The 11,986-nt window shown below is 38.7% G+C and carries 12 protein-coding genes; 3 read left to right on the forward strand and 9 right to left on the reverse strand.

All coding sequences use genetic code 11. The annotated features are described in order from the left end of the window. Positions 1-7: 7 nt before the first annotated feature. From IWC72_RS17030 to IWC72_RS17050, 5 genes are read right to left on the reverse strand one after another with little or no spacing between them, the layout of a single operon-like run. Entirely contained in the window at positions 8-1,093 is a 1,086-nt protein-coding gene (locus tag IWC72_RS17030; RefSeq protein ID WP_194530611.1) for an amidohydrolase family protein, read from the reverse strand. Next, positions 1,077-1,691, reverse strand: a complete 615-nt coding sequence (locus IWC72_RS17035; RefSeq protein ID WP_194530612.1) for a nucleotidyltransferase family protein — start codon at positions 1,689-1,691, stop codon at positions 1,077-1,079. The genes IWC72_RS17030 and IWC72_RS17035 overlap by 17 nt, the downstream gene beginning before the upstream one ends. Then, positions 1,691-2,701: an XdhC family protein gene (locus IWC72_RS17040; RefSeq protein WP_194530613.1), complete on the reverse strand. Its 1,011-nt coding sequence runs from the start codon at positions 2,699-2,701 to the stop codon at positions 1,691-1,693. Before IWC72_RS17040 ends, IWC72_RS17035 begins: the two co-directional genes overlap by 1 nt. A 54-nt stretch (positions 2,702-2,755) precedes the next feature. Next, positions 2,756-4,984 carry a xanthine dehydrogenase family protein molybdopterin-binding subunit gene (locus tag IWC72_RS17045; RefSeq protein WP_194530614.1) on the reverse strand — a complete coding sequence of 743 codons (2,229 nt, stop codon included), beginning with the start codon at positions 4,982-4,984 and terminating at the stop codon, positions 2,756-2,758. A gap of 58 nt (positions 4,985-5,042) precedes the next feature. After that, positions 5,043-5,504 carry a (2Fe-2S)-binding protein gene (locus tag IWC72_RS17050; RefSeq protein ID WP_194527383.1) on the reverse strand — a complete coding sequence of 154 codons (462 nt, stop codon included), beginning with the start codon at positions 5,502-5,504 and terminating at the stop codon, positions 5,043-5,045. A gap of 327 nt (positions 5,505-5,831) precedes the next feature. On the opposite strand from IWC72_RS17050, the gene IWC72_RS17055 reads away from it, so the two are divergent. The 3 genes from IWC72_RS17055 (at position 5,832) to IWC72_RS17065 (ending at position 8,354) form a co-directional block, all read left to right on the forward strand. Beyond that, positions 5,832-6,917, forward strand: coding sequence for a vWA domain-containing protein (locus tag IWC72_RS17055; protein WP_194530615.1), 1,086 nt, complete (start codon positions 5,832-5,834; stop codon positions 6,915-6,917). A gap of 221 nt (positions 6,918-7,138) precedes the next feature. Beyond that, entirely contained in the window at positions 7,139-7,966 is an 828-nt protein-coding gene (locus IWC72_RS17060; protein ID WP_194527385.1) for an OmpA/MotB family protein, read from the forward strand. 211 nt (positions 7,967-8,177) lie between these two features. After that, positions 8,178-8,354 (forward strand): hypothetical protein, encoded by a 177-nt coding sequence (locus tag IWC72_RS17065; RefSeq protein ID WP_194530616.1) that lies wholly within the window; start codon positions 8,178-8,180, stop codon positions 8,352-8,354. A gap of 15 nt (positions 8,355-8,369) precedes the next feature. Here IWC72_RS17065 and IWC72_RS17070 read toward each other — a convergent pair whose 3' ends face one another. Genes IWC72_RS17070 through IWC72_RS17085 form a run of 4 tightly spaced genes read right to left on the reverse strand, consistent with a single transcriptional unit; the run spans position 8,370 to position 11,934 of the window. Further along, positions 8,370-9,836: a M14 family metallopeptidase gene (locus IWC72_RS17070; protein ID WP_194530617.1), complete on the reverse strand. Its 1,467-nt coding sequence runs from the start codon at positions 9,834-9,836 to the stop codon at positions 8,370-8,372. After that, entirely contained in the window at positions 9,833-10,531 is a 699-nt protein-coding gene (locus tag IWC72_RS17075; protein WP_194530618.1) for an N-acetylmuramoyl-L-alanine amidase, read from the reverse strand. Before IWC72_RS17075 ends, IWC72_RS17070 begins: the two co-directional genes overlap by 4 nt. Beyond that, entirely contained in the window at positions 10,528-10,941 is a 414-nt protein-coding gene (locus IWC72_RS17080; protein WP_194530619.1) for a 3D domain-containing protein, read from the reverse strand. The genes IWC72_RS17075 and IWC72_RS17080 overlap by 4 nt, the downstream gene beginning before the upstream one ends. Positions 10,942-10,974: 33 nt before the next feature. After that, the gene (locus tag IWC72_RS17085) at positions 10,975-11,934 is read right to left on the reverse strand and encodes a 2-hydroxyacid dehydrogenase (RefSeq protein WP_194530620.1); all 960 of its coding nucleotides are present in this window, start codon (positions 11,932-11,934) and stop codon (positions 10,975-10,977) included. Between the last annotated feature and the right edge of the window lie 52 nt (positions 11,935-11,986).

Consider the following 11,986-nt stretch of genomic DNA (forward strand, 5'->3'; position numbering starts at 1 on the left):
AAAATAACTACTCCTTAGGAAACAGACTTTTATCTAAGCCCGGAACCAAGTTCAGAGCATTCTTATAATATACTTTTTTCAACACGTCATCAGGTAAATTTAATCCATACATAGCCCAGAAAGCATGATATTTCTTGTAATAAGGAAAATACTCGTCATTGGTTTCCAATACTCTAAAGTAGGTTGGAAACTCCTCTGGTTTCCAGCTATCTTTTCCAAATAGAATCCGGTCTTGGTATTTTATAAAAAAGTCATGTGCATTCTGTGGCTGACGACCTAATTCAGCTATTACCGCAGCAATACCAACATACATATTAGGCATGTCATCTAAATAACTACTTAATTGCTTTAAATCATTTGCGTACCAACCCATATGGGCATTAATGAACTTTGTATTGGGATGTTTTTTAAACATGTTATGTTGCTCATCAATGATTTGTTGCCAAGGAGCAGGGTCCGTATCTGATCGCTTTCTACGTGAATGTGTTTTCAATTCCAACCAACGTTCATTATCCGAATTCATATCGTCCCAAAAAGATTTTGGGTCGGCAGAATGAATCAACACAGGAACACCTAATTCCCCACATTTTTTCCAAATAAGATCTAAACGAGCATCATCTACCGCCAATCTTTCACCATTACTATCTATATTTCTTAGTCCTAAGCTTTTAAAAACCTTTAGACCCCGGGCCCCTTTTTTAATATCTGCTTCCAATTGAGCAACGGTCTTTTCAATCCACCCTGGTTTTCCAGTGCCATCAAAATCTACATTAGCAAAAACGACAAATCTATTCGGATAATTTTCAGCGATATTATCTACACTTTCCGCTAATTTACTCCCAGAGCCTCCACTTAAGTTTACCATAATAGCTTCATTCATGGCATCCATATCTTTCAACAAACCTTTAAGGCTTCGCGCACTCATGTTTCTTTGATGACTATGAATATCTATAAAGGGATATTTCGCTTTTTTCACCTCATGTACCGGAACAACCAAGGTAGATTTTGGATTGTACTCTTCAAAGCCCATTTCTTGAGCTGCCAAAAAGTGGCTCGCTAATAGGAATAAGATCATATTAATTTTCAATTTCATTTCTGGTTTTTAGTTGTTCATAATCGTTCTGAGTGTCAATATCTACTATACGGTGCGCAGCAGGTACTGTGATTACATTACGTTGTTCTTGTTCCAACAGATGCTTCGCTCCAAAATCCTCATTTAACTTTAAAAGAGCATCCGCATATGTTTTAGGGAAAATTGCAGGTACTCCGGACCGTTTTTTATAGGCTGATGCGATAATTTTATCCGGATTTTGTTCGGAGATAGCTATCAACTTATTCAAGTATTCTGGGTCGATTAATGGCTGGTCCGCCAACATAATCAGAATTCCTTGAAATTCTATATCAGCTTGAAGCAACCATTCTGTCCCAACGGTAACAGACGTTCCTAAACCAGATTGCCATGAAGTATTCTCAACAAAAACAACCTCTTCTTTTACATTTAATTTAATGAGGTCCGCATGAGCCCCTAGAACAACTACCACCTTTATAGCATTTGAAGATTTGGCGGTTTGAATTGCGTGCCCCAATAACGTAGTGTTTTTCCAAGGAAGGAGTTGCTTTGGTTTCCCCATTCTTATGGAAGCTCCAGCTGCCAATATTATAAGGGCAATATGGTGCTGTTTTTTCTTCATTAGGTGTGTATCCTTCCTTGTTTATTTTTGAGCATTATAGGCTCCTTATTTCTTGTTACCGAAAGTATTTCCGAAAGAATAGCCAATGCGATTTCCTGCGCAGTTTCCGCACCAATATCTAAACCGGCAGGACCATGAACAACATCAAAAAAAGTACCTGAAACTTCGGGGTAATGTTCCATGAATTCATTCAATAATTTCTCTCTTCGCTGGGCAGGACCCAACAAACCTAAATACACAGGTTGTGATTTTTTTATAGCTAACAAATACTTTAGGTCACGAACATAACTATGTGTCATTAAAACGATTGCAGTTTGATTGTCTATTGAATTTATAGATAACATTTCTGGTTCTTCCGGCAGAAAAAGACTTGCTCCCGGAAAATCTTTAATGTTCTTTTCCTCTGCTGCTGCAGCTACAATAGTTACTTCCCAACCGGTTAAAGAGGCAAAAGAACACAACTGCACGGCATCGTGCTCTGCCCCTATTATTATCAACTTAAAACAAGGATTCATTTGCTGGTTAAATAATATTCTTTCCGTACTTAAAATAACATTAGGTCGCACTCCATAGTTCTTTTCACCAATGACAAAAAACGAACCTAAGTCTGCATATGTTCCTTCCTCCTTGGTAAAGGAAGACCTAATCTCAAATTGCGCTCTACTTTTTAATATCTCATCAAAAGCATCAAGAAAAGCCGGGTTTGGAATAAAGGGTTCTATCAAAATATACAAAATACCTTCACAACCCAATCGATATCTACCATCATAAATCATCATTTTGGGCACATCATCAATAAAAACGGTTTGCGCCTGTCTAACGATTTCTTTTTCTACACAACCGCCACTAACAGCTCCTACCCTTTTGCCATCCTCACGGATAAGCATGCGGACTCCCGGACGACGGTACGAAGAGCCCTCTAAAGCAACGACCGTCGCGAGGACGGTCTTTTGCTTCTTTTCTTTTCCGGCCTTATAGGCTCTTACTATGTTCTTTAGTTCATGTGTCATACAAATCGTATTCCATTACAGAAACTGATTTTTTTTATATTGGAGGTTCATGTACTAACCCAATATTTCTTCTTCTTTTGCCTTCCACAATTCTGATTGCTCTATAAAAGGTTGCTTATAGACGCGTTTTCCTGTTGCAGCTTTAAGCGCATTGGCTACCGCTCCTCCGGCCGGAGGCAAAGTAGGTTCTCCCAATCCTGTTGGAGAAAGCTCATTTTGAACCAAATGAGTCTCCACAACCGCCGCTTCCTTCATCCGCCCCAAACGATACTTATCATAATTGTTAGCTGTTGGCTTTCCGTTTTCAAATCCGAAACTGCCATACATACTATGTCCTATACCATCTACAACACCACCTTCTATTTGGTTTAAAGCTCCCATTGGGTTTATCACAATACCACAATCAACTATACATGTTACTTTTTTAACTACAGGCAAACCATTTTCAATCTGGACATCGGCAACTTCGGCAACATGGGTATTATGACAGTAATACGCTACAAAACCTTGATACGTTCCTTTAGGCTGATTGCCCCAACCGGATTTATCTACGGCCATTTTTATAACTTCTTGCATGCGTTCTGGGGAATACTGAATTCGTTCATCTTCCGTGCCTTTTACTTTTTCCAAAAGGTCTAAACGCATTTTTATTTTATCTACTTCCATTTCCTCAGCAAGTTCGTCAAAGAAACTCTGCTCAGCATACGCTAGGAAATTGGTATAGGGTGCACGCCACGCCCCTGTAGTAATATTACTCTTGTAATTAGCAACATCAACTTGATAGTTTTCAACAGCGCCTGCAGGGAAAAAATTAGGTATCAATCCGTACATATTTCCATTAATAGCGGCTTCCTTTAATTGATAACCAGTTAACTGGCCATCTTTGATTGCCGCTTTAATCCTATATTTTATAGCTGGTCTGTAGACTCCAGTAGACATATCATCCTCTCGAGAAGAGACCATTTTAATCGGTTTTTTAATTGTGGCGCTAATCTCAGCTGCTTCATATACAAAATCACCATAAAGCCTTCTTCCGAACCCACCACCCATACGGGTCATTTCTAAATGAATGTCTTCAACATCACGCCCTAAAAGTGCCGCAACCGTATTAGCGGCGTCCTCTGGAGTCTGAACCGGGCCTACCAAATGAATTTTTTCATCGCTAACGTTCGCAAAGAAATTCATGGGCTCCATACAATTATGGGGCAAGAAAGGGGATTCATAGGTGCGCTCCAAAACTTTATCCGCTTGTGCGAACGCTTTATTTACATCACCATCTTTACGCATGGTAACAAAATCCTTACCATCCAATAGTCCGTTTAACTTTTCATCATGAAACTCAGTACTTTCCAAAGGAGTAGCATCAGACCAGACCGCTTTAATCGCTTTTTTACCTTTAAAAGCTTCCCAGGTAGACTTTGCCAAAACCACTACTTTTCCGCTACCACTTAATTGTGCCGTCCAGTTGACTTTCTCTTCACCTAACAGCGCCTTGGCCATGTCACCAATTTGAATCACATCAACTACACCTGGTATCGCTTTGGCCTCTGTAGCATCAAATGAAACCAATTCCTGACCAAAAGCAGGGGGCCTAAGTACGGAAGCATAAAGCATTCCTTCCTCTTTATAATCAATACCAAATAGCGGTTGACCTGTTACAATTTTATCAATATCTACATTACGCCTATCCGTACCAATAATCTTATAATCCTTAGGTTCTTTTAGGGTAACGTTTTCAGGTACTTCCAAAATAGCGGCCTCATCCACAACATCTCCATAACTTAAAGTTTCACCTGCCTTGTTCGTAATTACACCATCACTAACCGAAAGTTCGGATGCCTCTACACCCCAACGAGCTGCTGCTGCATTTACCAACATTTGTTTTGCCGTGGCACCTGTTTGGCGAAGGGCGTCCCAACCAAAACGAATGGACTGGCTACCACCGGCGATCTGTCTTGTATAGTTTTTGGTATCTAGCACCCCTTGTTGCACATATACATTATCCCAAGAAACATCTAGCTCTTCGGCAATAATCATGGGCATTGAGGTTTTTATACCTTGACCGATTTCCGGATTTGGTGAAAAGATAGTCACCGCTCCGTTTTTGGCTATTTTAATAAAGGCATTAAAGTCGTTATAATTCAAATCCGCTAAATCTACAGGCGGCTTTACGTCCGACTTACAGGCCGTAAAAAGGTTAAAGCCTATTAAAAGGCCTCCGCTCGCCAAAGATGACGTGCGCAAAAAGTTTCTTCTACTAAATTGTATGGATGGTGTTGACATGAGCAGTATTTTATAGAATTGCAGCTTTTAGTTTTTTTTAAAAGCGTAGTAGTATGTTTTAGGCCATTTTATCAGCAGCTACGCTTACCGCTTTTCTAATACGGTTGTATGCGGCACATCTACAGATGTTACCGTTCATTGCATTCTTAATCTCATCTTCTGAAGGATTTGGATTTTGAGCCAGAAACGCAGATGCGGTCATCATTTGGCCCGCTTGGCAATACCCACACTGTGGAACATCTACTTCTTTCCACGCCTGTTGTACCGGATGAGAGCCATCTTCGGACAATCCTTCTATTGTTGTAATGGACATTCCTACAGCAGATGCTACCGGTAAGGAACAACTTCTTGTAGCATTGCCCTCAACATGAACCGTACAGGCCCCACATTGTGCTATACCACAACCAAATTTTGTACCGACCATATCTAAATGATCTCGTAAAACCCATAATAATGGGGTGTCTTCACTAGCTTCTACCGTATGAGCTTTTCCGTTTACCGTTAGTTGATAGGTTGGCATAAATATCGTTTTAGTTTTGATTCTCGATTATAATATTACAAGATATTAAAATTATAACCTTTAGATGTCACTTTAACAATTTCTTTAGTCTATAAGCCCCCTTGTAATAGCAGCTTAAAAACCCTGTAGCCCTTTACGGGTAGACATAAGCCATTATACATTTTCTAAATTTATTATTCTATGAGTAAAGGATGTATTCTTTGATTGTCAAAAATGTAGTAACAAGCCTGCTTTGCAGCCTTAACAATAATTAACATATTTTTTTAAGGTATTCATACTTTAAACCGAAAATCAACGTTGTGATGGTTGAACGTAAAAATCTCGAAAATGAATTCCTCCTTTAAACTTATTTTGTTTTTTCTATCTATTGCCTTATTTGTTTCCTGTGGAAATGCAGATGACGATGTAAACTATGCCTTAAATACGGGCGATGGACTTGGACAGGGACAAGTTGTTGATGACTGCCTTGACCTTGGAGAAAATGACTTGATCCTATCCATACAAGACCAATTCACCAAAGACCCCGGTAAAGTATCAATTTTCTTTAAAGTTTCTAATAGTGACGGTACACCGGTTTCAGGATTGACCGCTGACCAGTTTACCATTTATGAGCAAGGTAGAAATGATGATTGTTTCAATACCATCTCAACCTCGGAGTCTAACGCAAGAATTTCGCCTAATGAGCAAATATTCTCAAGCAACACCTTATTAATACTGGATTTAAGTAACAGTGTTTTACAAAGTAGCTTAGAGGAATTAAAGACAGCAAGTACAAGTTTTGTAAATACGGTAATGCCAGCTACAACTCAAGATTCCTATAAAATGGCTATCTATTGGTTTGATGGTGAAGATGTGCTGCACGAACTGAATCCGCTAACTTCCGTGAAATCAGAATTGACAGAAGCTATTGCTAGTATTAATAATGATATTAGCGGTGATGTTTCTACAGATCTTTATGGTGCTGTTATTAAATCTACCGATATAGCTACCGACCTTTTAAACGAAAGTACTCAAGGTGAAAAAATAGGTGCTGCGTCTGTAGTTATATTCACAGATGGTAAAGACCAAGCATCACGTTATTCAAAAGATGCAGCCCAGAAAAAGGTAGATACAGCAGACCCGAACATCTCCTTTTTCACTATTGGTTTAGGATCTGAGATAGACACAGAGGCATTGACTGCTATTGGAAAAACCTCTAGCGAGTTTGCTGCAAACAAGGAGGAATTGGAAGATACGTTCAATAAAATTTCTGACTTGGTTTCTGAAAGAGCAAGTAGTTTTTATCTTTTTGAATACTGTAGCCCAAAAAGAGGTGGTGATAATAATTTGGCCATTCAGGTTCAAAAAGGAAGTTTACAGGGCGCTGTTCAGACCAAATTTAATGCTGACGGATTCACCGGAGGCTGCGAATAGCTAATAAAACTCATAAAAAAACAAAAAAAAGGCACCTAAAATAGGTGTCTTTTTTTATGCGCTACAATCAACTATGAACAACTTAAAATCAAATAGTTAAACTATAATTCAACGTATTTACGAGACTTTTGATCGATAATCTTAAGAAGCCTTTGACATCCAATTTTAAACCTATTTCGTATTACTAGTAATCAAAATACTTTATAACAAAACATTCAAAAATGAAAAAATCTATTATCCTAAGTACGCTTGCCGTTACACTAATGGCATCTTGTGTTTCTAAGAAAAAATATGTTGCTCTTGAGAACAATTTATCTGAAACTCAAAGCGCATTGACCAAGACACAAGTTGAAAAGGAAGAGCTTGAAGGAAAAATGACGAAGATAGAGGCTCGTGTAGCTGAGTACAATTCTAAAATCAATTCTTTAAAAGAAATTAACGATAGCCAAATGACATCTGTGGATGATGTTGCCGTAATGAGCAACAACACTAAAGATAAAATGAGAGCTACTCTTGCAAATGTTGACCCTACCAAATTGGCTGAAGCTAAGACTTTACAAGATTCAATGAACTTGGCTATATCATACAACTTAAAAAAATCTATCTCTGATGATGAAGATGATGTTGATGTAAATATTGACAAGACTGTTGTTATGATCAATATCTCTGACAAACTTCTTTTTAACAGTGGTAGCTACCGTGTAAGTAGCAAAGCCAACAAAATTCTTGAAAAATTGGCACAAGTAATCAATTCTGAGCCAAGTATGGAAGTTATGGTTGAAGGTCACACAGATTCTAAAACTATAAGCACTGAAATGTTCCGTAACAACTGGGATTTGAGTGTTAAACGTGCTACTAGCGTTGTAGATATCCTTCAGAACAAATACAATGTTGACCCTACTAAGATGATTGCTGCCGGAAGAAGTAGCTACTTACCTTTGGTAGATAATGACACAAGAGAGAACAGAGCTACGAACAGACGTACTAAAATCGTCATCATTCCTAACTTAAACAAGTTCTTTGCACTTTTAGATGCCGAGTCACTTTAAGACCTATTTTTTACCAAGTTCATGAACTTGGTGATAGAAAAAGGGAGAACATACCGTTCTCCCTTTTTTTTGTGCGCTTTAACGAATTAAAGCAATATTAAGTAGGGTTTTTGGCTACTTCGCTGTCTAAGGAACACGAGTACCCCATATTCGAAAATGAACACCTACATCCTGAGAACAAATGCTATGCTAAATGGCAAAATTAGAACACATGGATGTATTAACAGTTATTATTCAGAACACAACTTTAAACGGAATGCCTAAATGGTACCAGGCTTTAACCCTTTCGTTATTCACTATCATAGCAATAGTGGCAATTACAATGTATTTTAGAATCGCAATTCACGCCTCTGAAATGTCAGAAATGGCAACAAGATTCGGCTACTAGAAGCAGAGGCCTCTCTTACCTATAAATCATTGCATTTTTAAAATTGGTTTTTTTATCGCTATTTAAATCGATTAAGAAACCATTTATTACTGCATGCGTAATGGTTTCTCCTTTTTTTAGAAGGAAAGTAGGGTTGAGTCCTACCTCTATAGAAAATTCCGGCACTTCGTATTTCTTTCCTAGAATATGGATAGGAAATGGAGAAGCCAATTTTCCTGATGGAATATTCTCGACACGAACATACGTATACCCAGATTTTAATAAAGATTTAATATCCAAAACTGCCAATGCCTCTAATGATGTTACCAGTATAGGATATACTTTCCCGGGAGTTACTATATATCCAGTAGCATCTAAGGTTTCGTAACCGTAATACGTAGAAAGATCGCCTTGATCAAGAATACGACTACTATACCAGAAATCGTTATGCTCTTTTTTATCTACTTCTAAACGGTTCATGCCTATATCTAGAATATAATTTTTCCCCAAGAGCGAATAGGCTACATTTTCTATTTTAAGGTCGAAAAGCTTGCGGTCATTTTCCGGTATTTTTTCATATTCCTCTAGAGCAATTTTCTTGTAATTTTCTGTTGCTATGGAATAGATAGCCGATAGGATAGAAACATAATTCAGTTTTCTGATTTCTTGTTTTTCTACATCGCCTAAGTATCCGCCAGATTCAATTAAAATAGTGCTTGTACCCCACTTTTGAATATTATCGCCAAAAGCCCTTGGCTCAAAATCATCATTATAACGCCCTACTTGTCCAGGTGCATACTTTTGGATGATGTTGTTCATAAAAACAATAACCTTCATGGCATTGCCACGTTGCTCGTTTATCTCCTTTTCATAATTGTACGCGGGTGCCAAATACGAAATAGTAGCAGGTTTCTCCGTTCTTTCCGCATTATAATACGTGCTTTGGTCATGCAAATTAAACCCGAAGTCCGCATCTAAACTATCACGGACTTTTTTAAGAGTTTGCCCTTCGGGGGACTGTAAACGTAGGGCATCACGATTAATATCAATGCCCAAACGGTTTCTACGCTGATATACTTCCGAACCATCTGGATTTAACATAGGTAAGAAATGCAGGGTGCAGTTTTCCAGTATCTCCTGTTTCTCAGAAGCAAAATCGCTACTATCAAAAAAATTGAAAATATCAAAAATAGCTTGGGTTGCCGTAGGTTCATCACCATGCATTTGTGACCATAGAAAAACATCGGTTTCACCCTCACCAATACTAATTAGCGATAAGGACCGACCTTCTATTGAGGTGCCAACTTGGCTTACCTTAAACTTTTCATTTTTTCGGTATTGCTCAACCAGTGGTTGCAAATCGGCATGTTTAATACGCCTCTTCTTTAGCACCGGTTCTTTATAGGCTTCATAGGTGTCATAAAGCATAGTGGTTAAATCTTTCTCCTGAGCGGCACAAAAAAGACTGGCAACTAGAAACAATGCGGTAATCTGTATTTTCATGGGGTAATCGGTTTATTGGGTAAGGATTCAAAATTAAGATTTTTGGTGGCTTGTCTAACCTTCTTCATAAAATCTTCACCGGGATCTGTTTTAGTTGTGCGGTAGCCTTGGTCTTTTTCTAACCAAAGCGGATGGTTATCAAAAAGCGTATACTCATAATGACCAATTAGATAGTCAATAGCATACTTATTTGCCAAGTATTTTACCAGTGCTATATTTGATTTTACTTGTTCATTCGTTAAGGGTAAAGCATCGGTTCCTCCTACATTTTCTATGCCAATGGCACAATGGTTCAATCCAATCACATGTCTCGCCATTGTAGTTTCAGGTAATAACCTGTAAATGGTTCCGTCACGGTCCACCAAAAATTGCGAAGAAACATTTAGTCCGCTTACGTCTTTAATATCTGGCCGCCAATTAGGTAAGGTAGCCGGGTTGAACGCATCAAAAGTTTTCTCCATCGTAGGGATGACCGTCCAGTGCAAAACAATCATCTTAGGATCTATGGTAGGGGATTGTTTTTCAATTCCATATCTATTTTTGAGATATTCTAAAGTAAGTTCTTTTCGGGTTATGTCAAAAACTATGGGTTTATCAATTATTTCTGGGGGTTTTACGGTTTCCTTTACCGGTTTACAGTTCACACTGGCAGTGCAGCAAATAAGAACTATGAGTATTTTAAAATTGTTATTCATTCACTCTGAGTATTATCTTCTCGCTTCACGCGGTATTCGATTTTCACTTTTTTCATTCCCCAATCCCTAGCTTTCTGAACATCTGAGCCCATATAGACATCAATTTTATTTTTCCATCTACTGTGCATTTTATCCCTCACTTCATAAACACCTTCCAACCCAGGTAGTTTTACTTGAGTACCCGGCTCAAACCCTAGTTTCATTAAATCTCGAGAAATAGCAATAATCTTCATCCCAGGCTTCAGAGTATCGCCCCAGGCAGCTACACTAGGCTCACCATCTGTTTGCCAATGAACGGAGTTGTATGCAGAAACGTTTACCTCCTTTGTTTTCCAGACGTAGTCGTTTTTTTTGGCACAGGCATTATAAAGCAAAGCCAGCAACAAAAATGCGGTTATCTTATTGAACATAGCTGAAGAGATTTCCCTTAAAGCTACATAATTTTAAGAAACTGGGTATGGTAGCGGCTCTCCCCTATGTAGGGCAATAATATTTTTTGCCGCAAATACGGACATTTGATTCCGTGCCTCAACCGTAGCTGAGCCTATATGCGGCGTAACCGCTACTTGCTCCATAGCAAGTAAGGGATTGTCTCTTTTCATAGGCTCAGGGTCGGTAACATCAAGACCTGCACCCCATATTTCATTATTTTCTAGCGCAGCAATCAAATCCGCTTCCTTATGAACCTGACCACGAGCTGTATTTACAAAGATAGAGGTAGGTTTCATTTTTTGAAATGCTTCGGCGTCAAACGTATACTTTGTATCTTTGGTAAGCGCACAATGAGCCGAGATTACATCGCTCTGCGCCAACAGCTCATCAAAACTGACCTTTTTAGCTTTTAACTCCTCTTCTGCCTCTTGGTTGTTGGAGCGATTACAGTAGAGGACATCCATTCCGTAAGCCCCCTTACAACGACGGGCAAATTCAAACCCTATTCGCCCTAAACCAAAAATGCCGACGGTCTTATTCTTTAATTCCATACCCAAATGAGCTTGTGGCCGAAAATGTTTCCATTCACCCCTAGCAATAGTTTTGTGCATGTATAACATTCTTCTTGATACTGCTAACATCAATATGAAAGCCATATCCGCTGTGGCATCCGTCATAGAATTGGGAGCGTTCGCAATAGGAATACCCAACTTTTTAGCTTCGGACAAATCTATATTATCGTAACCCGCTGCATATTGAGAAATAATCCTAAGATGCTTGTTCGCGTTTAAGAATTCAGCATCAAACTTATAATTACTTGTACTTAAAAGCGCATCGTGTTTAGCGGCTGCTTCATAAAGCTCTTCTTTGGTCATGGGTAGATCCTTGGTCCATTTGGTGACTTCAAGGCCCTCCTTTTTCAACATTTCTATTCCAATGTCCGGTATGTTTAGCGGTACGAGTACTTTCATAGCAAGCAATTTATAAAATCTTACTGACGGTTTTACAAATTGGTTTACTTTT

The organism is Zobellia roscoffensis (assembly GCF_015330165.1).
Classification (GTDB): Bacteria; Bacteroidota; Bacteroidia; order Flavobacteriales; family Flavobacteriaceae; genus Zobellia; species Zobellia roscoffensis.